The following is a 25,849-nucleotide window of genomic DNA, read 5'->3' as shown; positions in this document are numbered from 1 at the left end:
GCAGCTTCGTAGCTCCTGTTGTCTTATACATATTTTTCATTAGATTAACCATTTGAAGCCATGATTCAACAAAACCGGCATCATGCTGGAATTTGCCTGCATGACGCATTACAGATTGATTGATCGTCGGCTCACTATTTTTGCTGTCAGGCATATCTGAACGATTTCCAGCTATATCTGTGACTGGAACAGTATAAGAGTTCAACACTGCTACCGACTTAATTAGAAAGGCATCAAGGACATCCAAATCGCGTACACTGAGCGTTCTGCCCTTGTACATAAGTACGCCGCCAAGTGCTGTCATCACATCCTGCTCCAATTGGTCTCCTGGCTTAGCTTGTGAGACGAGAATGAATACCATAGGTCATTACACGCTCCTGTTGGCCTCTTCATATGGATTTTAATTGTTCTTATTATGTATCTGATTATTTCAAGGAAAAGGGCGCACTCTATAAAAGAATACGCCCTACCTGATGTCAATGCTTACTACTGCTGCATCGTAACATTCATCATTCTATTCTGAATCCGGCTCTGAGGTAGAAGGTGCTTCCCCTTCTGTCATATCCGGTTCTTGCAATGCTTCCTCAGAAGACTCTTCATCTTCGTCGTTCTTATCACAGCGACTTACCGTAGATACGGAATCATCGTCACGAATATTAATAAGTTTAACACCTTGGGTGTATCGGCCCATTTGTGAAATGCCTGACATGCTCGTACGGATAATTGTCCCTGATGCCGTAATAATCATCAAGTCCTCTTCGTCCTGTACAACCTTCAAGCCAACAACTGCACCATTCTTATCGGTTACATTTATCGTCTTGATCCCTTTACCGCCACGGCTTTGGATCCGATAATCTTCCATTGGTGTACGCTTGCCATAACCCTTGGCTGTAACGATAAGCACATCATTGTCCTTGTTAACGACGTCCATGTCGATTACTTGGTCATCACTATCCAGTGTAATCCCTTTGACACCGGTAGCAGAACGGCCCATGGAGCGTACATCATTCTCTGAGAATCGAATCGACATCCCCATCTTCGTCCCCATAATGATCTCTTGTTCGCCATCCGTTAAACGAACACCAATCAGAGCATCGTCATCGCGTAAATTAATGGCGATCAAGCCACCCTTGCGGATGTTGACATAATCATCGAGCGGAGTCTTCTTCACAATCCCTTGCTGGGTTGCAAAGAACAGGTACTTGTCGGATTCAAATTCAACGACCGGAATTACCGCACTAATGGTTTCACCCTGCTCAATTTGAATCAAATTGATAATTGGTGTACCTCTTGCTGTGCGGCTCAAGTCTGGAATTTCATACGCCTTTATCCGGTATACTTTCCCCTTATCCGTGAAGAACATGAGGTAATGGTGCGAGTTGGACACGAATAAATGCTCAACGAAGTCATTATCCTTCGTATCCATGCCAACTACTCCACGGCCTCCGCGCTTCTGGCTGCGGTAAGTGGTTACCGGCAGACGCTTAATATATCCGCTGTGCGAAATCGTGATGATAACATCCTCTTGAGGGATCAGATCCTCATCCAGTATGCTATCCTCTCCGATCGTGATTTCTGTACGGCGCTCATCTCCATACTTCTGCTTCACTTCTTCAAGCTCATCGTTGATGATGGTCAGCACAAGCTGTTCGTTCGCCAAGATTTCACGGTATTCCGCAATCTTCAATAGTAATTCATTGTACTCTGCCTCGATCTTTTCGCGCTCCAAGCCGGTCAGACGGCGCAGACGCATATCGAGAATCGCTTGAGCTTGGTCGAAGCTAAGACCAAATCGAGTGATTAAGCCTTCGCGTGCCTCTTCGTCATTCTTCGAGCCGCGGATAAGCGCAATGATCTCGTCGATATGATCAAGCGCAATGCGCAGCCCTTCGAGAATATGCGCGCGTGCCTCAGCCTTCTTCAAGTCAAACTCGGTACGACGGCGAATAACCTCGATTTGATGTTCCAAATAATAATGGAGCATCTCACGCAAGTTAAGAACGCGAGGCTCCTGGTTCACGAGAGCCAGCATATTGATACCGAAGTTGCTCTGCATCGCTGTATGCTTGTACAGGTTGTTCAGAACGACATTTGGATTCACATCACGGCGAAGTTCGATGACGACGCGCATTCCGTTACGGTCTGATTCATCACGAAGGTCTGTAATGCCGTCAATACGCTTCTCACGTACCAGTTCAGCAATCTTCTCAACGAGGCGAGCCTTAATGACTTGATAAGGCAGCTCGTGGACAACGATACGAGCCTTGCCGTTATTGTCCTCGATCGTCGCACGTGCCCGCATTGTGACAGAGCCACGTCCGGTCGCATACGCTTGCCGAATACCTTCTCGGCCAATAATTAATCCGGATGTCGGGAAATCTGGGCCCTTGATGTATTCCATCAAGTCCATTGGCGTTAATTCTGGATTCTTAATAAGCGCCTGCAGACCATCAATTACTTCAGTCAAGTTATGCGGTGGGATGTTCGTTGCCATGCCGACCGCGATACCTGATACCCCGTTTACGAGCAAGTTGGGGAAGCGAGCCGGCAATACAACAGGCTCTTGCTCTTCGCCATCATAGTTCGGTGCGAAGTCAATTGTTTCTTTGTTAATATCACGAAGCAATTCCATTGCGATCTTGGAAAGGCGTGCTTCCGTATAACGCATCGCTGCTGCCGAGTCACCATCAATAGAACCAAAGTTCCCGTGGCCATCTACGAGCATGTAACGAAGCGAGAAATCCTGCGCCATGCGCACCATAGTTTCATAAACAGCAGAGTCACCATGCGGGTGATACTTACCGATTACTTCCCCAACGATTCTCGCTGATTTCTTATACGGCTTGTCCGGTGCCATGCCGAGGTCTGACATCGCATACAAAATACGTCGGTGAACCGGCTTCAATCCATCACGCACGTCCGGCAGAGCGCGGCTTACGATGATACTCATCGCGTAATCCAGGAATGATTCCCGCATCTCTGTGCCGATGTCGCGATCCCTGATTTGCGGTTGTTGTTCTTCCGCCATGCTGGACCTCCTCAAAATTCGTATTTAACAGCGTCAGCATCTTCTAGCAAAAAGCAAAATAAAAATTTGCCCTACAAGCGAAAACGGCCCTTCCCCCCATAAATGGGGTCGAACCATTTCCACGGACGAATAATCTTTTATCTAGTCCATATCGAAACTCCCCACATGACTAGATAAGCTAGTTCAAGCTTAACATCAGTCATGCTCTCAAGGGAGAATTTCTAATCTCGTCTGATCATGCGGATAAAATCATACTCATCAATTCCATAACTGCACTATTTATATTATATTACTTTCACAAAAGAGATACAATTAAACGTTCCATGAAACCGCCCAAAATCCGAACATTTTCCTCTTCATATGGTTGATTGTACTATTTCTATTTGTCTACATGATCATACATTGATACCAACTGGGTATCTTGCACTCTCCATCCATTCGACAAACAAAATGAAAAGGGTGATGTATGAATGTCTAGTCGGCGCATTCTTAGCAAATGGAAAAAGACGAAAATCTTGCAAGACTCTTCACTAAGTACCTACATTCCTAAAACATCCGTCTATAGCGCACTTCGGTTAAAGGAGATGCTCAATCAGTATCAAATGGTGTATGTGAAACCTGACCTAGGTACCCATGGGAAAGGTGTTATGCGTGTTACGCAGCGAGCCAATAATTCATTCGAATTGAGAGAAGGAACCTCCACGAGTACCTTTACTGATATAGAATCGCTGACCGCTAAAATCAAAAAAAGAATCAGAAAGCGGAAATACTTGATCCAACAAGGTATCCATATGCTGTCCCATCGAGGAAGGAAGTTCGATCTCCGTGTGTTCGTACAAAAGAACTTGAATAACAAATGGGAGGTTATGTCGATTTTAGGACGAAAGGCAGCCGCCCACAAGATTGTAACGAACGTTAGCAGCGGGGGGAAAATGGAATCGCTGCGGGTTCTCATGAAACCCCACTCGAATGGAAGCTCAATTCGGCAGCTTCGCAGTGAGCTGGAACGAATCGGTTTGTCCGTAGGGACACAACTAAGCAAAAAACACAAGAGCCTCAAAGAGCTTGGGCTGGACATAGCGCTCGATACAAATAAGCACCCTTGGATCCTGGAAGTCAATACCAAGCCAGCTATCTATGTGTACCGCACATTCAATCCCGCTGCATATCGCCGCATTGTCCGGAATGCGAAAGCATATGGACGTTTAAAGTAGCAATAACCCCTCATCTATATCAAAGCCCCAGTCCTGATATGGAACTGGGGCTTGATCTTAAACCGCTCCAACGTGCATTCAATTGAACACACGCCTCCGAATGAATGGATGCGATTAGAAGTCTAAGTTTTTAACGAACTTGGCATGGCGTTGAATGAAATCACGACGCGGTTCTACATTATCTCCCATGAGCGTGTCGAACACATCGTCAGCCATCTTCGCATCATCAAATGACACTTGGAGCATTTTACGGCTTTCAGGATCCATTGTCGTCTCCCACAGTTGCTCCGCATTCATCTCACCAAGACCTTTGTAACGCTGAACGTTAACTTTCGCACCTTCACCAAACTCAGCAATAATCTCATCTTTCTGCTTATCACTATCTGCATATCGAACAATTTTATTGCGCTCAATTTTGTAGAGCGGCGGCTGTGCAATGTACACATATCCCGCTTCGATAAGCTTACGCATGTAGCGATAGAAGAAGGTCAAAAGCAGTGTCCGGATATGAGCACCGTCAACATCGGCATCGGTCATAATCACAATTTTGTGATAGCGAGCCTTTTCAAGATCAAAGTCTTCGCCAATCCCTGTACCCAGTGCCGTAATAATCGCCCGGATCTCTGCATTGGATAAAATTTTATCCAAACGAGACTTTTCAACGTTCAAGATTTTACCCTTCAGCGGCAAGATCGCCTGGAAATGACGATCGCGGCCCTGCTTCGCAGAACCACCCGCAGAGTCACCTTCGACGATGAACAATTCGCAATGTGCAGCGTCCTTAGAGGAGCAATCCGCCAGCTTACCTGGTAGGGAGCTCACTTCGAGCGCACTCTTGCGGCGCGTCAACTCACGTGCACGGCGAGCTGCTTCTCGAGCTCGGGATGCCTGCATCCCCTTCTCGACGATCTTCTTCGATACCATCGGATTCTCATTCAAGAACTCCATGAATTTCTCAGAAAATACAGACTCTACGATGCTGCGTACTTCACTGTTTCCGAGCTTCGTCTTCGTTTGCCCTTCGAATTGCGGCTCTGGAATCTTCACGGAAATAATCGCGGTCAGACCCTCACGGACATCGTCCCCACTTAAGTTCGAGTTATTGTCCTTCATGAGGTTCATTTTCCGAGCATAATCGTTAATGATTCGCGTAAGTGCACTCTTAAAGCCAGACTCATGCGTACCGCCTTCGTGCGTATGAATGTTGTTGGCAAAAGAGTAAATATTCTCGGTATAGCTATCGTTATATTGGAGTGCGATCTCGCACGTAATGTAATCTTTGGAGCCTTCCACGTAAATAGGCTGTTCATGCATCTTCTCGCGATTGCGGTTCAGGTACTCAACGAATTCTTTAATTCCGCCGTCATACTTGAACGTTTCCGATTGTCCGGTACGTTCATCAGTAAGCACCATTTGAATGCCTTTGTTCAAAAATGCAAGCTCCCGAATACGGGATAAGAGTGTATCGTAGTCGTATTCTGTCGTTTCTGTAAATACTTCGGGGTCAGGCTGGAAGCGAATCGTTGTACCTGTCTCCTCTGTATCCCCGATAATTTCCAAGTCTGCTTGTGGAACTCCACGACGATATTCCTGCTGATGGATATGTCCGTCTCGTTTCACGGTGACGACCAAGCTGGTAGATAAGGCATTTACGACCGAGACACCGACACCATGCAAGCCGCCGGATACTTTGTATCCCTCGCCGCCGAATTTACCGCCCGCATGAAGAACAGTCATAACAACTTCAACAGCGGGGCGCTTCATTTTTTCTTGTATCCCGACTGGAATACCGCGGCCATTATCCACGACCGTGATGCTGTTGTCTTCATGTACGGTTACTTCGATTTTCGTGCAATACCCAGCCAACGCCTCGTCGATACTGTTATCGACGACTTCCCATACCAAATGGTGCAGACCTTTGGCACTCGTTGAACCGATATACATCCCCGGCCGTTTGCGTACGGCTTCCAAGCCTTCCAGTACCTGAATCTGGCTCTCATCATACGTGTTATGATTCACAGACATGCCTTCACCTACTTCTCTAATTTCAGTACCGTTCATTATGCCAATCGCATGTAATTGCAAGAGCATCATCCCAGAATCCAAACTGCTGTGCAGAGGAAAACCAAGATGACGCTGTCAACAAGGCTGTATGCAATGTTCGCTACTCGTTAAAATGATGCGCACGCTTCTTCAATGTTGTAGATGAAATCGGAGAGTAATATACTTTTCCCTTCGTCACGACGATGGACTTTGCTTCTTCCTCGCCTATCGCCTCAACATTCTTCACTTTGTGCGCATTCGCCACGAACTGCTTAGACAGCTTGGATGATTTCTCAATCGATACATCAAAAATGGCGACCAGTTCCGAGGAACGAATGACTCTTTCTCCGCCCAAGTGAATATACATAGCGCTCACTCCCCTTAGAACAACCTCTTACCGCATGACTTGCCCATTTTCCACGTGGAACATATTTGCATCATGCAACTTGCCGGTATTAATGCCTTCAATGCCTGTCGTCGTAATGAACGTTTGTACCTTGCTCTGAAACGTCTCAATCAGCTGCGTCTGGCGCATCGAATCAAGCTCAGACAGAACATCGTCGAGCAGCAGGACAGGATACTCCCCAATTTCCTCGTGCATCAGTTCGATCTCGGCCAGCTTCAGCGACAGCGCTGTCGTCCGTTGTTGACCTTGAGACCCATAGGTTTGCACTTCTTTGCCGTTAATGTAGAAGGCAAGATCGTCCCGGTGCGGTCCGACAAGTGTCATGCCGCGCCGCACCTCCTGGTCTTTCATTTGTGTTAACTTTAACATAAATTGCTCGAATAAGACAGCTTCATCTTCGTCTGGCATCGTAAAGGAAGGACTATATTCAATGACTAGAGCTTCCTTGCCATTCGAGATCCCGGCATGAATTTGCTCCGCCCATGATTGGAGTTTCTTTAAATATTGTTTCCTTTTCTTTACAACTTTAACACCATTCATGACAAGCTGCTCATTAAAGATATCAAGCATCGTATTCGCCTGCCCGCTTGGGCTGCTCCACATTTGCTTAAGTAGGTTGTTGCGCTGAATGAGAACTTTTTGATATTGCTGCAAATGATATAAATAGCTCGGCTGTACCTGACCAATCTCCATGTCGAGAAATCTTCTGCGTATGCCTGGCGAACCCTTTACGATCTCCAAGTCTTCAGGAGCGAACATGACGACATTAAGCGCACCAATGAAGCCGCTCAGCTTACGCTGTTCCAGACCGTTAAGCTTGGCCTTTTTCCCTTGTCGAGAAATGGTAAGCTCAAGCTGTACCGTTCCATATTTGCGTTCCACAGCAGCTTTCAGCTGTGCATGCTCACCTTCCCATCCGATAAGCTCTTTATCGCGCGGTGTACGATGCGATTTCGTTAAGGCAAGCACAAATATGGATTCAAGCAAATTGGTTTTCCCCTGCGCATTATTGCCAACAAAAATATTGACCCGATTGTCAGTACTCAATTCGAGCGCACCATAATTGCGATAATTTTGCAGGGCGATCGATTTGACGAACACCCGCTAAGCCTCCTGGGATGAAACGATACGGAACTCTCCGCATCCATCTACTGTGACGACGTTGCCAGGATACAGCTTCCGACCGCGTCGTGCTTCATCTTCACCATTTACCTTCACCATGTTCTCTGCAAGCATGATTTTGGCGTGACCGCCAGTTGATGCACAATTGGCCAATTTCAAAAATTGACCAAGCGTGATGAATTCCGTTCGAATCTCGATGTCATTCATGTCGTTTCCTCCTTGTGATGCACGTTCACCATCTTGCTTAGTTTGTCGTACGGTAAGGCAAAATGAGATGCAGGCTGCTTACGTGCTCTGTCGGCTTAATGATGATTGGACTCATAGCGCCTGTAAATCCGATGAAAATATTTTCACACTCGACAACCTTCAACACATCGAGCATATATTTGGAGTTAAACGCAATCCGCAGTGGATCCCCATTGAATTCCTTCACATCAAGTTGCTCCGTAACGCGTCCCAATTCAGAGGAGCTGGAGGAAATTTCAATCGTACCGTCTTCCTTCGTTTGCAGGCGAACAATGTTCGTTTTATCTTCACGGGACAGCAAATAAGCACGGTCAATTGCATCAATAAGCTTTTTCGTGTCCAAAATAAGTTCTGTTTTATAGTTTTGCGGAATAATTTTAGAAGTATCCGGATAGGTTCCATCCAAAATACGCGAATAGAACAGAACACGGTCGATTTTGAACAGGACTTGATTGTCTGCAACAACAATGTCCACCATCGTATTTTGATCCGGAATAATTTTGCTGAGTTCATTCAATGTTTTGCCAGAAATGACAACATTCCTAAACCGAATGTCAGGATCTGCTTGGATATCAGCTGTACGGCTCGCCAAGCGATGGCGGTCTGTGGATACGAATTTTAAATTTCCTTCGCTTAAATTCCACAATACCCCTGTTAAAATTGGCGTTGTTTCGTTGGAAGAAATAGCGAATGCCGTTTGCTTGATCATCGTCTTCAGCAAATCGCCATTTACGGTAATGACTTGATTCTCTTCGATACTAGGGAGAACTGGATACTCTTCAGGATCAAGTCCAACCATTTGGATATCGGTAGTACCGGAACGAAGGAAGGTTTGGAAATGCTCCTTTACTTCGATTTCGACATCTTGTGAAGGCAGCTTTTTAATAATTTCGACAAAAAACTTAGCCGGCAAAACAACACTACCCGGACGTTCCACTTGAACGATCGTTTGGCGATCATCCTCCACAGGGATAAAAGTTTGAATGGATATATCTGTATCACTAGCGGTAAGGGTTACCCCTTGAAACGTAACGTCAACCTTGATCCCGCTTAAAATGGGAATCGTCGTTCTGCTGGAAATCGCCTTAGATACGTTTTGTATCGCTTCGTTCAGTTCATTTTTTAATATCGAAAGTTTCATACGTTCACTCCCTAACACCAATTTTGCGCTCGTTCTAGTGTTGCTTTATATTCGAATCTTGTGACATTCGGCTTCTTTTGAATGGAGAATTGCCGAATATGTGCTCTTCTTATGATGATCTATATAATCTTTTTTAATAATAGTAGTAATAGTAGGGGCACTGAATATGTGGATAACCCTCCTGAACAGGCATAAAGTAAAGCCTATCCACATGTGTATAGATTGTGTATAGGCTTGTTATGTTGTTCACAGCGTTGGATTTTTAATTTTGTCGATCAGGTTCTGAACGACCTTATATAGATCCTGATCTTCCTGCAGATTTTGCGTGATTTTCTCATGGGCATGGATGACGGTCGTATGATCTCGTCCGCCAAATGCCTCTCCGATTTTCGGCAATGAATAATCAGTGAGCTCTCGCGACAAATACATGGCGATTTGACGAGGAAAAGCTACGGCTTTCGTTCTCTTGCGCGCTTTGAAATCCTCCATCTTCAAGCCATAAAACTCTCCTACCTTATGCTGAATGTCCTGGATCGTAATCATCTTTGGACGGCTGGATGGGATGAGATCTTTGAGTGCCTCTGCAGCCAAGTGAGTTGTAATATCTTGGTTGGTCATCGTGGAAAATGCGACAACGCGTGTAAGCGCACCTTCCAACTCACGGATGTTCGTATTGATTTGGTTGGCGATATAGACCATAGCTTCATTCGGTATATCTAAATTCTCAGCCTTCGCCTTCTTGCGAAGAATCGCGATCCGTGTCTCCAGATCTGGTGGCTGGATATCCGTTATTAAGCCCCATTCAAAGCGAGAGCGCAGCCGTTCCTCTAACGTTTCGATCTCCTTCGGCGGACGATCGCTGGAGAGGACGATATGCTTGTTCTCGTTATGCAGTGCATTGAATGTATGGAAGAACTCCTCTTGCGTCTGTTCTTTCCCTGCCAAAAACTGAATGTCGTCAATGAGCAAAATGTCAATATTGCGATATTTATTGCGGAAGCTTTCTCCGCGATTATCCCGAATGGCATTAATGAACTCATTCATGAATTTTTCTGACGTCGTATAAACGACGCGGCTTGCAGGATTGTGCTCCAAAATATAATGGCCGATTGCGTGCATGAGATGCGTTTTGCCGAGACCTACCCCTCCATATAAAAATAGCGGGTTGTATGCTTTAGCCGGCGCTTCAGCGACGGCGAGCGATGCAGCATGCGCAAAGCGGTTGTTCGAGCCAATGACGAATGTATCGAACGTATATTTTGGGTTAAGCATATTGGAAGCCGGTTCATCATAGACAGCGACTCGAGCCGGTGAAGCCTGTGGCTGCACGATTTCAGCTTCCGCTTGAGCTGCTTCTTCAATAATGAACTTGACGTCCACCTGCTTGCCCGTTTCTTCCATTACTGTCGAGCTGACAAGCTTTGTATAGCGGCTCTCGAGCCATTCGACCGAAAACGTATTCGGTGCGGTAATGAGCAGCTGCGAGTCTGTAAACTTTACAGCTTTTGTGGCCTTGAACCAGGTATCAAAGCTAGGTTTGCTCAGCTTCGTCTGGATAACGGACAATATTTCCTGCCAATGTTCATTTGCTTGGCGCTCCACAGATTGTTTCACTCCTTCAAGCCTGCTGCGTCTTCATATGACGCGCTTACCGGCAATTACGCCTGAAAAAAGGACAATTGCCCCGACAAGACGCAAAAAGGCTCCGCAAGGCGCAGAAAGCCCTCTTATGGAAGGAAGTTCGAGTCGATGCAAAGTCGATAATGGAACATTTCCTTGATAAGAGCGTATTGTCGGGGTCTATGCTGACATGCTGATGATCCTGCATAGGTCGAGAAATTTCTCGTACTTTCTACGAAACATCAGACATGCTGCTGTCGAAGTATACCGTTTCTTACAACTATTTATCCACAATGTGCAGATCATGTCGAACAACTTTTTAACAAGTGAGTATAAATTGTTCACAACTTTATCCACAGACTGTTGATAATTAAATATCCACAACCACTATTCACAACCGAAAAACAATATAATCATAGCAGATGAGCCCTTATATTTCAATGATCGGGCGGATTTTATCCACAAATTCAATAACTTGTGCATAAATGTTATCTACACCACTAGATATTGTTTATAACCTGTTTCTTGTTGACAAGTCCGGACAAAGGCCCCTTATTTTTTGTGCACAGGTCAAGAAAGGAAAATGTCGATAATTTTTAGTTTTGCACATGTGAATAACCGAAGGTGTCGAGATTAATCGAAGATCGGAATGTGGATAATTGTTTCTATACATATAAGAACGTTTTTTTCAATTCGCATGATTTTAGGAGGGAAGTTGGAAGAGGGAGAGGATCGATGAGGATTGACTTTTGGTCCGTATTCTGATTAAATGTAAAAAGGAATTTTGCGCAGACAGATAAACGTAGCAATGAATGGTTCACCATGACATATCTCGTTCGAGGAGGTGCAATACGTTGAAACCGACATTTAAACCTAACGTGAGCAAACGTAAGAAAGTTCACGGTTTCCGTAAAAGAATGAGCACGAAAAACGGCCGTAAGGTGTTGGCTGCTCGTCGCCAAAAAGGCAGAAAAGTATTGAGCGCATAAGATCGCGTGAATACAAGACCACCTCGGTGGTCTTTTTTTCTTTTTTAGGCGAAGTTAGCATATATTCTTGCTTGCAAATTGGAATTTTACCGTGCAGATGAGAGAAATGTTTATTCCGTTCCGCAGGTGCCTATACTTGGATCATACCATTCGAGTATTTCCGAGTAGGGATGAGCGTAGTTAATTCGGACAGATAGGAGAAAGATCCGATGCAAAAACAGTATCGGCTGCAGGATCGCGCAGACTTTACCCGTGTTTACCGCAATGGTCGTTCCTTTGCCAACCATCAGCTGGTGCTGTACGTATACGAACAGCCAAAGGTTGAACGGTTCCGTGTAGGAATATCGGCAAGCAAAAAGATAGGCAATGCGGTAGTGCGCAATCGAATGCGCCGCATGATCAAGGAAATTGTCAGACTTCAGGCAGATCGCATTAAGGATCATGTCGATTTGGTGTTCATTGTGCGCAAAGGCGCAACAGAGATGGACTATGAGAAGCTTGCCAAGAGCGTCAATCATGTCATGCGAAAAGCTTCTATATATAAATGAAATTGAATTGTCAGCAATATCGCACGATACACCTGTTGAATCGTTTCCTTTAAGATGGGAAATGTGATATATTTACTTTGGAATCGGAAGGTTAAGAGAGGGGTTATGCTATTGTCGCTGAACAAGTTGTTCTCGAACCGCAAATGGCTCTTGGTAGCGGTTTCTGTGCTGTTGATCGTTGTATTGTCGGGATGTACGTCCACGACCACTACGCTGAAGACGGAGGATTTGCTGCAAGGTAACTTCTGGGAGCGTAACGTGGTCTATTATTTTTCACTAGCACTTGATACATTCGCAGGCTGGTTCAGCGGGGAGTATGGATTCGCCATCTTGCTGCTAACCGTTATTGTTCGTCTGTGTATCTTGCCGCTTACAGTTAAGCAAATGCGCAGCTCGAAGGAAATGCAGAAGCTGCAGCCTCAGCTCGCTGAAATAAAAAAGAAGCATAAGGATAACCCGCAGAAGCAGCAGGAAGAAACGATGAAGCTGTTCCAACAGCATAACGTGAATCCGCTTGCGGGATGCTTGCCAATCTTCATTCAAATGCCAGTATTTATTGCTTTGTATAATGCGATCTATATGAACTCAGCAATCCGTGAGCATACGTTCTTGTGGCTCAAGTTGGGCGAGGCGGATCCGTTTTACATTTTGCCAGTTGTGGCTGCCTTGACGACGTTCTTGCAGTCCAAGATGATGGCAAGCCAAAATCCAATGCAAGGCCCAATGCAGTTTATGATGCTTATCTTCCCAGTGTTGATCTTCGTCATGTCGATCAACTTCCCAGCGGCACTTCCGTTGTACTGGGTATACAGCAACGTCTTTACTATTGTTCAGAACTATTTCCTTTATCGCGACAAGGATAAGGAGGTTCGTCCGGCGAAATGAATACGCTCGTTGTATCGGGAAAGACGATCGAAGATGCAATAAAGAACGGTTTGGAACGAATGAACGTAACCGAGGATCGCGTATCTGTTCGCGTGCTGGAGAAGCCATCACGCGGGCTGTTCGGACTTATCGGGGTACGTCCGGCGAAGGTCGAACTGACACTTCTTCCGGACAAGGATGTCCCGCTCTCTGAGCCTACAACACAATCAACATCATCGAAGCCAGTTCAGACATCTTCTGTTGTGGCCGATAAGCAAACAGCAACTATATCAAAGGATCAGGAGACGGGCAGGAGCGCTGTCTCAGATGACGATATAGATCCGATTGAAGAAGCAAAGCAATTCATTGTGGATGTTGCCCGCTCGATGGGGCTTGATGTAGAAGTTGCAGTACATAAGAGGAAGGACACGGTAACGCTTGATATTAGCGGCTCGGACTTGGGCCTCATTATCGGTCGCCGCGGTCAGACGCTGGATTCGCTTCAATATTTGGCGAACCTGGTAGCCAATCGTTATTCCAAGCATCATCTCCGTATTATTCTTGATGCAGAGCAGTTCCGTGAGCGACGTAAGAAAACGCTCGAATCCTTATCTGAGCGGCTCGCGAACAAAGTTATTCGTTCCCGGCAAGAGGTTGTGCTGGAGCCGATGACGGCGCAGGATCGCAAGATTATTCATGCGAAGCTGCAGGATCATCCGAAAGTGAAAACTTGCAGTAAAGGCGAAGAGCCAAACCGGCGCGTAGTCATTATGATTAAATAGGCATGACTGCACTTATGAATACCTCTATTCAGAACGCATAGACAGATAGAAAATGCAATGATTGCGCCTGGTTCAGGGTGCTCTCATTGCATTTTTTCGTTTTTTGCTGAACCAGAATTGGATTTCATGATTAGGTGTTTGACGTAAAATGAGATAATATAAATGTACCCTATATGTGCGGAGGTCATTATTAGGATGAATTACGAACCAATCGCAGCGGTATCTACACCGCTTGGAGAAGGCGGTATAGCGATTATCCGAGTAAGCGGAGAGGGATCTTTTGCTGAGGTTGATCGCATATTCCGTTCGAAAACGAAGCTGACAGAGGCGGAAAGCCATACAATACATTACGGACATATTGTTGATCCGAAGTCTGGAGAGCGGGTAGAGGAAGTGCTCGTAAGCGTGATGCGCGGGCCGCGTTCGTTTACGACTGAGGATGTTGTCGAAATCAACACACATGGCGGGATTATTTCGGTGCGGAAAGTGATGGATATTCTGCTTCAGCAGGGGATTCGCTTGGCGGAGCCAGGCGAGTTCACGAAGCGAGCCTTCTTGAACGGAAGAATTGACTTGTCACAGGCTGAGGCGGTCATTGATCTCATTCGCTCGAAGTCGGATCGTGCCTTCAGCATCGCTATGAAGCAGGCGCAAGGTCAATTGTCTAACCGAATCAAGTCACTCCGTCATACACTCATTGAGACACTTGCTCATATTGAAGTGAATATCGACTATCCTGAGCATGATGTAGAGGAGCTGACAAGCGCCTTTATCCAAGATAAATGCGGGCATGTTATGGAAGAGGTCACGCGGCTGTTGAAAACCGCATCCGAAGGGAAAATATTGAGGGAGGGTATTGTGACAGCGATTATCGGCAGACCGAATGTCGGTAAATCATCGCTGCTCAATACGCTTGCCCAAGATAATAAAGCGATTGTAACCGATATTCCGGGGACAACTCGCGATGTAGTCGAGCAATTCGTAACAATTAACGGAATTCCGCTGCGTCTCCTGGACACAGCCGGCATTCGGGAGACGACAGATGTTGTTGAACGAATCGGAGTGGAGCGTTCTCGCAGTGCCCTTCAGGAAGCAGACTTGATATTGTTCGTTGTGAACAATAATGATGAGCTTCATCCGGATGAGCGCGAGTGGATGGAGCAAATTACGGGTAGACAAGTGATTGTGATTGTGAATAAAATGGATCTGCCTACGGTGTTGGATGATGCTCCGTTAAAGGAGGCATTCGGTGAGAATCAGATTGTGCGCATGTCGGCGAAGGAACAGGAAGGCGTCGACGCGCTTGAAAAGGTAATCTCTGAGTTGTTCTTCAGTGGAGGAATTGAAGCGGGAGATATGACGTATGTCAGCAACGTACGGCATATTGCGCTTCTCAAGAAGGCGCTGCAGGCATTAGAAGATGCTGTGGGGGCTTCCCAACAGGGAATACCAATCGACATGATTCAAATCGACGTACGCACCGCTTGGGAGCTGCTCGGTGAAATTATCGGAGACGCAGTTGGCGATTCACTGATTGATCAAATTTTCTCTCAGTTCTGTCTTGGAAAATAGAAAAGCGAACACGGATACGGTCGTTTTGCCGTGAGTGTTGTTTATCATAGAGAAGTAGTAAAAGGAGGGAGCCCCATGCCATTTGAGGCGGGAAAATATAATGTAATAGTTATCGGAGCGGGCCATGCGGGCTGTGAAGCGGCACTTGCTTCTGCACGGATGGGCTGCGATACGCTGCTATTGACGATTAACCTGGATATGGTTGCTTTCATGCCGTGCAACCCTTCCATTGGTGGCCCAGCTAAGGGCCATGTTGTACGTGAAATCGACGCATTAGGCGGAGAAATGGGCCGCAATATTGACAAAACCTTTATTCAAATGCGGATGCTCAATACAGGGAAAGGGCCTGCCGTTCACGCACTGCGTGCCCAGGCCGACAAGGTATTGTATCAGGCGAAAATGAAGGAAACGGTGGAAACGACGCCGAACTTGACGCTGCGTCAAGGCATGGTTGAGGAACTGATCGTGGAAAACGGTAAATGTGTAGGTGTCATCACGAAATCAGGCGCTATATTCCGTTCGAAAGCGGTTGTCTTAACGACAGGTACGTACCTGCGGGGCAAAATTATTATCGGTGAGCTGATGTATGAGAGCGGTCCGAATAACCAGCAGCCTTCCTTGAAGCTGTCCGAATGTTTGCGCAATCTCGGATTTGATCTCGTTCGCTTCAAGACAGGTACACCTCCACGGGTGAATGGTGGGACGATCGACTTTTCCAAAACAGAAATCCAGCCTGGAGACGATCATCCGAAGTTCTTCTCTTATGAGACGAAGTCTTCCGATAATGAGCAGCTTCCTTGCTGGTTGACGTATACGTCAGAGAATACGCATCGCATTATTAATGAGAACTTGCATCGTGCACCGATGTTCTCTGGTGTCATAGAAGGTACAGGACCTCGTTATTGCCCGTCCATTGAAGATAAAATTGTTCGTTTTGCTGATAAGCCGAAGCACCAAATCTTCCTTGAGCCAGAAGGGAAGGATACGGCTGAGTATTATGTGCAGGGTCTGTCAACGAGTATGCCTGAAGATGTACAGCTACAAATTCTGCGCTCTGTTCCAGGACTTGAGAATGCAGAAATGATGCGAACCGGTTATGCGATTGAGTATGATGCAGTCGTACCGACACAGTTGTGGCCAACTCTTGAAACGAAGCGGGTCGATGGCTTGTTCACAGCTGGGCAAATTAACGGAACATCCGGTTATGAGGAGGCTGCTGCACAGGGGGTTATGGCCGGCATTAATGCCGCGCGTAAGGTACAGGGCAAGCCTGCTGTCATCTTGAATCGTTCGCAAGCTTACATTGGCGTTCTGATTGATGATCTCGTGACGAAGGGAACCAATGAGCCTTATCGCTTGCTTACTTCTCGCGCAGAATATAGATTGCTGCTTCGCCATGACAATGCGGATATGCGCTTGACGGATATCGGGCATGAGATTGGCCTTATTACCGATGAGAGATACGCAGCATTCCAGCATAAGCTTGACTTGGTTGGTCAAGAGATGGAGCGCCTGAAGGCAACGAAGGTAAAGCCGGATGAGGCTGTACAGTCAATGCTTGCTGAAGCGGGTTCCGCTCCACTGACCAACGGGTGTGATGCAGTGACATTGCTGAGACGTCCAGAAATAACTTATTCACATGTGGATAAGTTGTTTCCATCACCGCTGGAGCTGGACGATGAGATAAAGGAACAAGTTGAAATCCAAATAAAGTATGCAGGATATATTGAGAAGCAACTGCTGCAGGTAGAGCGTCTGGCAAAGATGGAGAAGAAGCTTATCCCGCAGGATATCGATTACGATGTAGTTCATGGAATTGCGTCGGAAGCGAAGCAAAAGCTGACGAAGATCCGTCCGCTGTCGATCGGGCAAGCGTCGCGTATTTCCGGTGTAACTCCTGCGGATATTTCGATCCTGCTTGTATACTTGGAGCACTATAACCGTGTAACAGCTGAGAAGCATGCTGAGGCGTAATTGAGGATGTAGGCTGTGGCAAGTATGCAGGAATGGGATACTAACTGCAGAAGAGGAGATTGCCAGTAATGGATGCATTGCAAGAACAGTTCCAAGGCTGGCTGTCCGGACATGGATGGCCGCCGGTTACAGATATACAATGGAACCAGCTCGATACGTATTACCGTGTGTTGGTTGAGTGGAATGAAAAAATGAATTTGACAGGCATTACAGAGCGTGAGCTCGTATACGAGAAGCATTTCTATGATTCCCTAACGTTAGGCTTTCACGTCGATATGATGAGTGTGAAGCGCATGGCGGATATCGGATCAGGTGCAGGCTTTCCAGGGATACCGCTCGTAATTATGTTTCCGCATATTAAGCTGACAATTGTTGATTCCCTTAACAAACGGATCGTATTTCTGAATCATTTGGTACAGGAGCTTGGATTAACAGGCGTTTCCTGCATTCATGGTCGCGCAGAAGAGGTTGCACGCAAGCCGGAGCATCGCGATCAGTATGATCTTGTGACGGCACGCGCTGTTGCAAGATTGAACGTGCTAAATGAGTTCTGCCTGCCGTTCGTACGTCCAGGCGGGACGTTCGCTGCGATGAAAGGGACAAATCCACAGGAAGAGATTGTAGAAGCGAAGCGGAGCCTTCAGGTGCTGCAGGCGACCTTCACGGCTGATTATGCATTGAAGCTTCCAGTAGAGCAATCCGAGCGTCATATCGTAGTGATGACGAAGAAGGGGACAACCCCTAAGGCCTATCCGCGCAAGCCGGGGACGCCGCTAAAGACACCGCTTGTATAATTTCAGTTATAAGACAAAGAGGTCGAATGCATTCGACCTCTTTTTTGCGTTATGTGATAAAGGAATCATTTCAACCGAGGATCATACATCAGTTGGATGTGGATTCCGAATGGGTCTTCAATAATGCCATAGGCTTTACTAAATGAATTTGCAGAGAGAGGGACAATCACTTTTACTCTATCATCGGTAAGCAGGCTGCTATAAAATTGTTCAATCTCTTCTAGGTTCGAACTTTGAATACATAATGATGTGTTATTGCCAACCGAGTATTTACTCCTCGGATCCATTGTATCCTCCGCAATCATTACTTTTGTTTTCCCAATCAATAGGACAGAGTGGACGATGTTATTTTTGTTCCCCTCCGTAAGCAGTATCGAGCTGTCGCGCTTCGCCATGTCTTCATAAGTAACGAGCAGCGATTCTTTTGCATGGAAATGGATCTTGTAAAAATCAATGGCTTCTTGTGCCTTTCCGTTCATGGATAAGAAAATCGCAACTTCCAGGGTTGCACTCATGAGATCAATCTCCTTTTTAAGCAAAGATGTTAACCCAACCATCTTTTCTATTTGATAGATGAGCTTAGATTCATCATAATGGATAAAGGTATCAAAATATGACACCTTTATGAAGGAGCTATTCATGAAGAAATCAGAGCGATTATATGACATGATTAGATATGTAAACAGTCGAGAATTTTTCAATTTGCATGATCTAATGGAGAAATACAGTATTTCAAAAAGTACAGCACTGCGCGATATTCGTTCCTTAGAGGAATTAGGCATGCCCATTTATTCGGAATATGGAAAATATGGACGATACGGAATGTTGAAAAATCGATTATTATCTCCCATTATCTTTACGATCGATGAAGTGTATGCTCTGTATTTTGCAATGTTGACACTAAGTGCTTATCAATCCACGCCTTTTCATTTACGGGCGAATCAGCTTAATGAAAAGTTCGAAAGCTGTCTGTCTTCGGAACAAATCAGGCAAATTCACAACATGCGAAAAGTGCTTCAATTCGAAAGCTACCAGCATCATCATGCGAGCCGTTTTTTGGATAAGATCCTGAAGAGTATCCTGAATGAGAGCAGTTGCATCATAGATTATGTAAAACATAAACAGACCAAAAAATATCACGTTCAATTTTTCAAAATATCAGCTAAGTTCGGCCAGTGGTATGCAACAGGATTCGAGACAGCGACGAATCAATATCGAGTTTTTAGATGTGATCGAATTACCGCTATGGAGGAGGGGGGAGAGCATGGACATTTTTTGCTGGATGAGCTGATTAGCCGATCATTAGAAAGGTATCAATCTGTGAACAGTATTAGCTTTGAAGTTGAGATTGCCGAGCAGGCGAAGGATATTTTCTATAAGGAGCATTATCCATCGATGCAAATTGAGACAGGTCATAGAACAATTATTACAGGAAGTTATAATCAAGGGGAAGAGGATTTTATAGCTTCTTATTTGATGAGATATGGTAGTGATGTGTTAGAAGTGAAGCCGGATTCTTTAAAACAGCTCATTCAAGATAAAATATCTAATCTCTTACAACACTATCAAACGTTATAAATCGAAATACTGGGTAAATATGAAGTTAGACAAGAAGTTAGCTGGAAAGCTGGTACTGATTTGAAAAATTTGGTGGAACTAGGTTACAGTGGCGTAAATCTTTCTTTCTATGTCCTATGTTACGATTTATGAACATCATGAAAGGCTTAGAGAGTAGGAATTCACAACATGAAGATAAATAGCTGGTACAACCCAATAATGAAGGCCTTATGCACCTTATTTGTGGCTGCAGCTTTATTGGCTGCACCGCTAGGAACGAAGACAGCAGCCGCACAGATAGAGAGTGTATCCGTGCAGGCTGATTCCTCTATATCATCTATCAAGCAGCCTCCATATACAGGCAAAGGCGTTAAAATTGCCATTATCGATTCGGGAGCAGATATCCAGCATCCGCTGCTCAAGGAGAGAATCGTAGAAGCTTATGATTTTGTAGAAAATGATACAAACCCGCAGGATGAAAAAGGGCATGGCACGCATGTTGCCGGTATTGTAGCCCAGCAGGCTCCCGATGCTTCTCTGCTTATTTATCGAGCGATTGCTACAGAGGGTCACGAATTCACTTCTACGATTGTTAAAGCGATGCAGCAAGCAGTGAAGGATGGAGCGAAGGTCATCAATCTATCGCTTCATTCTGATATCGATGCCCCGGATGAGCCGCTGTCACGGGTGATCGCAGATGCGGTAAGTAAAGGGGTTGTTGTTGTAAACTCTGCGGGCAATGCAGGAGACAAGCTATGGAGTATTACCGCTCCAGGATTGGTGGAGGATGTAATCACCGTTGGAGCGGCTACCTTGCCTACATTTGAGTCCATGCTCTTGTATCGTAATCACAGCATACGTCTTATTTCGGGGATGGGATCGCCTGATTTTCCGAAGGAAGGCTCGCCTGATCTGGTATTCATCGAGGGAAATAGTCCCAATGCAATCAAGCAAGAGCTTCATCAAGGGAAATTGCTTGTTGTCCAAACAACCAGTTCCGCTGCTTCATCTTATTACGAAGCAGCGTGTAACGCAGGAGCTAGCGGTATTCTATTCTATCAGAATGACAAGGTGGAGTGGGAGCCAGAGCTCAGAATTGATAGTAAAAATGATGACAGACTTATCCCAGCAGCCTCCATTTCTCCACAAGGAGCCTCTATGCTGAAGCAGGGCAAGTCATGGGCATGGCAGTGGGGAGAGGAACAAAGAAGTCGGATGTCTGCCATAAGTTCTCGTGGGCCTGCAGTTGGCACATGGCTGTTGAAGCCTGATCTAGTGGCACCTGGAATTAATGTGCGAAGCTCTGTGCCTCGTAACCAGATGGAGCAAGGATACGGGAATATGAGTGGGACGAGTATGGCTGCTCCTTATGTATCTGCCGCAGCGGCGGTTCTCCTGGAAGCACATCCGGAGTGGACGCCGGCCATGGTAAAATCAGCTTTGATGACATCAGCGGATAAACTTACTGATAACAATGGAGCAGAATATCCCTATCACGCGCAAGGATCAGGACTTGTGAATGTAGATAGAGCCATGGAGACAATTTCGTTTCTCCAACCGGCAGCTCTGTCTTACGGTGTTGTTGATCCGGATTCGTGTGATTTGATGAAAGAGCAGTCTCTTCAGTTAACGAATCGGTCTAATCATAAGATAACTTATCAAATTACGTTATCGTCTGAAGCGGGTAAGTGGGATATTTCATATCCTGCTTCCGTCACCGTACAGCCTGGTGAAACGGTACGTATTCCTGTGACATGGAATCTATCCACCCTACAGGAGACAGGAGTTCTTACAGGGTATTTACAGCTTATTCATGACACGGAAAAGCTTCGAGTGCCTATTCAATTGATTCGTGGAGCAAGTCAGTACCCGCTGCTGACGGGATGGTTCGCAAGTCATCAACTGCTCACGCCGAACGGGGATAAAAATAAATCTATTGAATTCCATTATTATCTGCCTGGTGATGCTGAACGGATGTTGATTACCGCAACTCGGATTGATAAACATAAAAAGAATCGTAAAGAATATCTGCTGCTCAATACAGTTAAACCTTCCAGCGGGCTGCATACGTATGAATGGAAGGGCACGGATGTATCCGGGCATAAGCTGCCTGACGGTTTATATAACCTAAAAAGTAAAGCTTTTGCTGATAGCCGCTCGGAGATAAAGGGCGATCAATTGATTTATATCGATCGAGAGGCCCCAACGGCAATATTTATGAAGGAAAAGGCCGAGCACGGTATTGTGCAAGGGACAATTCATGATATGATGCTGGAACTCGAGTATGCAGTGCGCCCTATGCTTCATTCGTCTGTTCATAATAAGCAAGCAGCTCTAATTAGCGTAAAATGGAGCACATCCAATACAGGAGCGTGGAAAGAGATGCGCTTCAATGAGGATAAACGGACTTTCTATATTTCATTTATCGGATCAAGAATGAGAAAAGGAACTCATGATATATTCATCCGCATGGAAGATGCAGCTGGGAATGCACAGATTCAAAAAACACAAGTGAAGTTATAGCAGAAGCGGGGGGTTACCCCGCTTTTGTTTTATTTGCGTGGAATAATTTTCATGTTCAAGATGAGGTAGAAGATAATTCATAGAATGTTACGGATGCAATCTCATTTTAGCAAGTAATTATGATAGGATAGAGGAGCAGTAAAAAGCAATGTGGGGAAATGTTCCACGTGAAACAGGTGTAATGATAACGATGTTTATATGTAATGGTGTTGTTTAAAATATAAGTTTAGTATAGTGAAAGAAATCTGTAGAAGTTTTTCTTACACGGATACACAAAAAGGCAGGAAAAAGGCACAAGCTTGGAGAATACATAAGGCAGAGCGTATAATTTTGTCGAAGGAAAGAAATGGTTTGAATCAGATGCCCTGTTGAACATTGTCGCAAAGGATGTAAAGCAATCGGAATTCGCGAAGAGTAGCGGGGATCGTGACCGATTTGCCGTCTTGAACGATATAGGGCGAAGATCAAGAATGGAGCAGAGCACTGCCGCTTCTTCATGTGCCTGGCATTATTTTGAAGTTAGGTGGTATTATACGGAAATGAAAGAACAACTGTCTCGGTTATTCGGTTTTGCGGAGCGTCAATCGCTGGATGAAGTAAAACAGCTTCCGGTGAATGAGATTGTCAGCAGTCCCTATCAGCCTCGTACTATATTCGATGATGAGCGTATTGATGAACTGTGTCAGACGATCAAAACGCACGGTGTTATTCAGCCGATCGTTGTCCGCCAGCGAAACGGGCAATTTGAAATCATTGCCGGAGAGCGCCGTTGGCGTGCTGTCAAGAAGTTGGGTTTGGATACGATCCCGGGCATCGTTAGAGAAATAAATGATGCTCAAGCGGCATCCATTGCCCTAATCGAGAATTTGCAGCGTGAGGGACTTACAGCGATTGAAGAAGCATATGCTTATCAGAAGCTGATTGATTTGCATGATTTGACGCAAGAAAGCTTAGCTCAACGACTAGGCAAGAGCCAGTCTACAATTGCAAATAAAATTCGCTTGTTAAATCTACCGGATGCAGTGAAGCAGGCTTTAATGGGACGTAAGATTACAGAGCGACATGCAAGAGCATTGCTTGGACTCGAATCTGAGAACCTGCAGCTCAAGCTGCTTGAGGAAATTATCGCAAAAGAATTAAATGTGAAGCAGACGGAAGCACGGGTCGCATTTTATAAAGAGGTTCACAAAGCTAAGAAATCGAAGCGTATCTCCTATACGAAGGATGTGCGACTTGCACTCAATACGATTCGTCAATCCATTGATCTTGTGACGGGTTCCGGTCTAAAAATTAAGACAGATGAACATGATCACGAGGATCATTATGAAATTGTCATCAAAATACCGAAAAGGTAGGTCAAATCTCACACCTTTTTAACAACCTGAATAGTTGATCCACCTAATTATCGGTTGATTCGAGCCTAATCGTTGTACCTTATATGTCGTACAGCGAGATTGTTGTCATGCGTAGTGCTTATATGTGCAGCGGCAGGCAAGAGGCCGCTCTTTTCTGTTTTTGTAGTCGTTAGCGGTTATTGTTACAGCTAGAAACGCAAAAGAAACAACATTGGGGTGAAGAGGAATGGCTAAGGTCATTGCCATTACCAACCAGAAGGGCGGCGTCGGCAAGACAACGACGACGGTAAATTTGGGTGCAGGTTTGGCGTTATTAGGGAAGCGAGTGCTGCTTGTTGATATTGATCCACAAGGCAACACTACAAGCGGAATTGGGATTAACAAGGCAGACGTGACCAATTGTATTTATGATGTGATTATTAATGATGTTCATCCAAAGGACGCAACGATCCCGACCATGGTCGAAGGTCTGCACATTATTCCGGCAACAATACAGTTGGCGGGTGCTGAGATCGAATTGGTTCCGACGATATCGCGTGAGGTGCGATTGAAGAAGTCGCTTCAGCTTGTAGCACATTTATACGATTATATATTAATTGATTGTCCGCCTTCACTTGGTATATTGACAATCAACTCCTTGACTGCATCTCATTCGGTCATTATCCCAATTCAATGTGAGTACTATGCATTGGAGGGACTCAGCCAACTACTGAATACAGTCAGACTCGTTCAGAAGCATTTGAATACCTCACTGCAAATTGAAGGTGTTCTCCTAACGATGCTTGATGCGCGTACAAATTTAGGGATTCAAGTCATCGACGAGGTTAAGAAGTATTTTCAGCAGAAAGTATATACAACGATTATTCCTCGAAACATACGCCTTAGTGAGGCACCATCACATGGTCAATCCATTATGACCTATGATCCGAAATCGAAAGGTGCGGAAGTATACTTGGAACTTGCGAAGGAAGTGATTTCGTATGAGTAAGCGATTAGGACGTGGATTAGACGCCCTTATTCCGTCACTATCCGTCAATGATGACGACAAGGTGGTAGAATTATCCCTACAGCAGTTGCGTCCCAATCCATATCAGCCGCGAAAGCATTTTGATGAGCAGTCCATTCAGGAACTTGCAGAGTCGATCAAGCAGCACGGTGTCATTCAGCCAATTATTGTGCGGAGTGTATTAAAAGGATATGAGATTATTGCTGGTGAACGCCGCTATCGTGCTTCTCAGCAATTGGGCTTGCTGAATATCCCAGCTGTTGTGCGTAATTTTTCCGATCAGCAGGTCATGGAAATTGCCCTGATTGAAAATTTACAACGTGAAAATTTGAATGCTATTGAATTGGCCGTTGCCTACCAAGCACTAATGGATCAGTTCTCCTTAACGCAAGAAGAGCTATCTGTTAAGGTTGGAAAGTCACGCTCACATATTGCAAACTTCTTACGGTTATTACAGCTTCCTGAGGAAGTTAAGGACTGTGTTTCACGTGGAACACTATCAATGGGACATGCACGTGCAATTGTAGGGGTCAAGGATGAGGCAAAAGTAAAACAGTTGGCTAAAGACTCTATAAATCAAGGATGGAGTGTTCGCCAGTTGGAGGAAGCAATCCAACAAATGAACAAAAAAGGAAAGCCAGTTGATAAAGCAAAGCCTATCCGTAAAGATCCATATTTAGATGAGTTGGAAGAAAGCCTACGAGAAAGGTTCCGCACAACGGTAAAAATTAAGCAAAGTAAAGATAAAGGGAAAATCGAAATTTCTTACTTTAACAAGCAGGATTTGGAGCGATTGCTCGAAATGCTTCAAACGTTGTCGGTTGAATGAAGCCATAGCAATAATTTGAACAAGAACTGGCATTCTTGGTTGTTATCCAAAGCAAGAAGGATTACACGAGGGATGCCAGTTTTTGCATTGAGGGTATACATATAATCACTTGATAAGAAACGAATAGCAATTGCTTGAACCTATTTTTTTAATTTACAAAATATTGAAGTAAAAGGTTACAATTTTGTTGTCTCTTATACCGCTTGGATCATGATATAACTAAATATAGATATGGG

General features: G+C 45.2%; 22 protein-coding genes (1 of these 22 only partly in view). 13 read left to right on the top strand and 9 right to left on the bottom strand.

Annotated features, from left to right (window positions below):
- Positions 1 to 361 carry the 5' portion of an HD-GYP domain-containing protein gene (locus NO352_RS21895; RefSeq protein WP_289356763.1) on the bottom strand. 776 nt of this gene lie to the left of the window's left edge, so 361 of the gene's 1,137 nt are visible here — the first part of the coding sequence; the start codon lies at positions 359 to 361; its stop codon lies off the left edge, out of view.
- A 153-nt stretch (positions 362 to 514) separates the two neighbouring features.
- Positions 515 to 3,028: a DNA gyrase subunit A gene (gene gyrA / locus NO352_RS21890; protein WP_171417375.1), complete on the bottom strand. Its 2,514-nt coding sequence runs from the start codon at positions 3,026 to 3,028 to the stop codon at positions 515 to 517.
- Positions 3,029 to 3,498: 470 nt separating this feature from the next.
- Between gyrA and NO352_RS21885 the strand changes: the two genes are divergently transcribed.
- Positions 3,499 to 4,242, top strand: a complete 744-nt coding sequence (locus tag NO352_RS21885; protein ID WP_268622916.1) for a YheC/YheD family protein — start codon at positions 3,499 to 3,501, stop codon at positions 4,240 to 4,242.
- Between the two features lie 114 nt (positions 4,243 to 4,356).
- Here NO352_RS21885 and gyrB read toward each other — a convergent pair whose 3' ends face one another.
- From gyrB to dnaA, 6 genes are all read right to left on the bottom strand, one after another.
- The gene (gene gyrB / locus NO352_RS21880; protein ID WP_268599224.1) at positions 4,357 to 6,267 is read right to left on the bottom strand and encodes a DNA topoisomerase (ATP-hydrolyzing) subunit B; all 1,911 of its coding nucleotides are present in this window, start codon (positions 6,265 to 6,267) and stop codon (positions 4,357 to 4,359) included.
- A gap of 139 nt (positions 6,268 to 6,406) precedes the next feature.
- A complete protein-coding gene (gene remB, locus NO352_RS21875) occupies positions 6,407 to 6,652 on the bottom strand; it encodes an extracellular matrix regulator RemB (RefSeq protein WP_005545469.1) in 246 nt (81 codons plus the stop codon).
- A 27-nt stretch (positions 6,653 to 6,679) separates the two neighbouring features.
- Positions 6,680 to 7,792 (bottom strand): DNA replication/repair protein RecF, encoded by a 1,113-nt coding sequence (recF, locus tag NO352_RS21870; RefSeq protein ID WP_268599166.1) that lies wholly within the window; start codon positions 7,790 to 7,792, stop codon positions 6,680 to 6,682.
- A gap of 3 nt (positions 7,793 to 7,795) precedes the next feature.
- On the bottom strand, positions 7,796 to 8,020 hold the full coding sequence (gene yaaA / locus NO352_RS21865; RefSeq protein WP_197267165.1) for a S4 domain-containing protein YaaA: 225 nt from the start codon (positions 8,018 to 8,020) through the stop codon (positions 7,796 to 7,798).
- Between the two features lie 37 nt (positions 8,021 to 8,057).
- Complete coding sequence (dnaN, locus tag NO352_RS21860; protein ID WP_289356762.1) at positions 8,058 to 9,200, bottom strand: DNA polymerase III subunit beta; 1,143 nt, start codon at positions 9,198 to 9,200, stop codon at positions 8,058 to 8,060.
- A 246-nt stretch (positions 9,201 to 9,446) separates the two neighbouring features.
- On the bottom strand, positions 9,447 to 10,802 hold the full coding sequence (dnaA, locus tag NO352_RS21855; protein WP_005545462.1) for a chromosomal replication initiator protein DnaA: 1,356 nt from the start codon (positions 10,800 to 10,802) through the stop codon (positions 9,447 to 9,449).
- Positions 10,803 to 11,674: 872 nt separating this feature from the next.
- Here dnaA and rpmH point away from each other — a divergent pair.
- The 7 genes from rpmH (at position 11,675) to rsmG (ending at position 18,343) form a co-directional block, all read left to right on the top strand.
- Positions 11,675 to 11,809 carry a 50S ribosomal protein L34 gene (gene rpmH, locus NO352_RS21850; protein WP_040735642.1) on the top strand — a complete coding sequence of 45 codons (135 nt, stop codon included), beginning with the start codon at positions 11,675 to 11,677 and terminating at the stop codon, positions 11,807 to 11,809.
- A gap of 209 nt (positions 11,810 to 12,018) precedes the next feature.
- Complete coding sequence (rnpA, locus tag NO352_RS21845; RefSeq protein ID WP_005545461.1) at positions 12,019 to 12,357, top strand: ribonuclease P protein component; 339 nt, start codon at positions 12,019 to 12,021, stop codon at positions 12,355 to 12,357.
- Positions 12,358 to 12,462: 105 nt separating this feature from the next.
- Entirely contained in the window at positions 12,463 to 13,242 is a 780-nt protein-coding gene (locus tag NO352_RS21840; RefSeq protein ID WP_040735641.1) for a YidC/Oxa1 family membrane protein insertase, read from the top strand.
- On the top strand, positions 13,239 to 14,003 hold the full coding sequence (gene jag, locus NO352_RS21835; RefSeq protein ID WP_005545459.1) for an RNA-binding cell elongation regulator Jag/EloR: 765 nt from the start codon (positions 13,239 to 13,241) through the stop codon (positions 14,001 to 14,003). The genes NO352_RS21840 and jag overlap by 4 nt, the downstream gene beginning before the upstream one ends.
- A 195-nt stretch (positions 14,004 to 14,198) precedes the next feature.
- Entirely contained in the window at positions 14,199 to 15,575 is a 1,377-nt protein-coding gene (gene mnmE, locus NO352_RS21830) for a tRNA uridine-5-carboxymethylaminomethyl(34) synthesis GTPase MnmE (protein WP_268622915.1), read from the top strand.
- A gap of 75 nt (positions 15,576 to 15,650) precedes the next feature.
- Positions 15,651 to 17,549, top strand: coding sequence for a tRNA uridine-5-carboxymethylaminomethyl(34) synthesis enzyme MnmG (gene mnmG / locus NO352_RS21825; RefSeq protein ID WP_289356761.1), 1,899 nt, complete (start codon positions 15,651 to 15,653; stop codon positions 17,547 to 17,549).
- 68 nt (positions 17,550 to 17,617) lie between these two features.
- Positions 17,618 to 18,343 (top strand): 16S rRNA (guanine(527)-N(7))-methyltransferase RsmG, encoded by a 726-nt coding sequence (gene rsmG, locus NO352_RS21820; protein ID WP_289356760.1) that lies wholly within the window; start codon positions 17,618 to 17,620, stop codon positions 18,341 to 18,343.
- Between the two features lie 65 nt (positions 18,344 to 18,408).
- On the opposite strand, the gene NO352_RS21815 is transcribed toward rsmG, so the two are convergent.
- Positions 18,409 to 18,858 carry a VOC family protein gene (locus NO352_RS21815; protein ID WP_005545455.1) on the bottom strand — a complete coding sequence of 150 codons (450 nt, stop codon included), beginning with the start codon at positions 18,856 to 18,858 and terminating at the stop codon, positions 18,409 to 18,411.
- 124 nt (positions 18,859 to 18,982) lie between these two features.
- Here NO352_RS21815 and NO352_RS21810 point away from each other — a divergent pair, with 124 nt between their 5' ends.
- The 5 genes from NO352_RS21810 (at position 18,983) to NO352_RS21790 (ending at position 25,613) form a co-directional block, all read left to right on the top strand.
- The gene (locus NO352_RS21810) at positions 18,983 to 19,921 is read left to right on the top strand and encodes a helix-turn-helix transcriptional regulator (protein ID WP_289356759.1); all 939 of its coding nucleotides are present in this window, start codon (positions 18,983 to 18,985) and stop codon (positions 19,919 to 19,921) included.
- A 168-nt stretch (positions 19,922 to 20,089) separates the two neighbouring features.
- Positions 20,090 to 22,423: a S8 family serine peptidase gene (locus NO352_RS21805; RefSeq protein ID WP_289356758.1), complete on the top strand. Its 2,334-nt coding sequence runs from the start codon at positions 20,090 to 20,092 to the stop codon at positions 22,421 to 22,423.
- Between the two features lie 539 nt (positions 22,424 to 22,962).
- Positions 22,963 to 23,778: a nucleoid occlusion protein gene (gene noc, locus NO352_RS21800; protein WP_005545448.1), complete on the top strand. Its 816-nt coding sequence runs from the start codon at positions 22,963 to 22,965 to the stop codon at positions 23,776 to 23,778.
- Between the two features lie 226 nt (positions 23,779 to 24,004).
- The gene (locus tag NO352_RS21795; RefSeq protein ID WP_005545445.1) at positions 24,005 to 24,766 is read left to right on the top strand and encodes a ParA family protein; all 762 of its coding nucleotides are present in this window, start codon (positions 24,005 to 24,007) and stop codon (positions 24,764 to 24,766) included.
- Positions 24,759 to 25,613 carry a ParB/RepB/Spo0J family partition protein gene (locus NO352_RS21790; protein WP_163979212.1) on the top strand — a complete coding sequence of 285 codons (855 nt, stop codon included), beginning with the start codon at positions 24,759 to 24,761 and terminating at the stop codon, positions 25,611 to 25,613. The genes NO352_RS21795 and NO352_RS21790 overlap by 8 nt, the downstream gene beginning before the upstream one ends.
- Positions 25,614 to 25,849: the final 236 nt, after the last annotated feature.

Origin of the sequence: Paenibacillus sp. S-12 (assembly GCF_030363895.1) — a bacterium.
In the GTDB taxonomy this organism is placed as follows: domain Bacteria; phylum Bacillota; class Bacilli; order Paenibacillales; family Paenibacillaceae; genus Paenibacillus_B; species Paenibacillus_B alvei.
The sequence above is the reverse complement of the archived record's forward strand: the minus strand, read 5'-3'. Positions and strand labels throughout refer to the sequence as shown.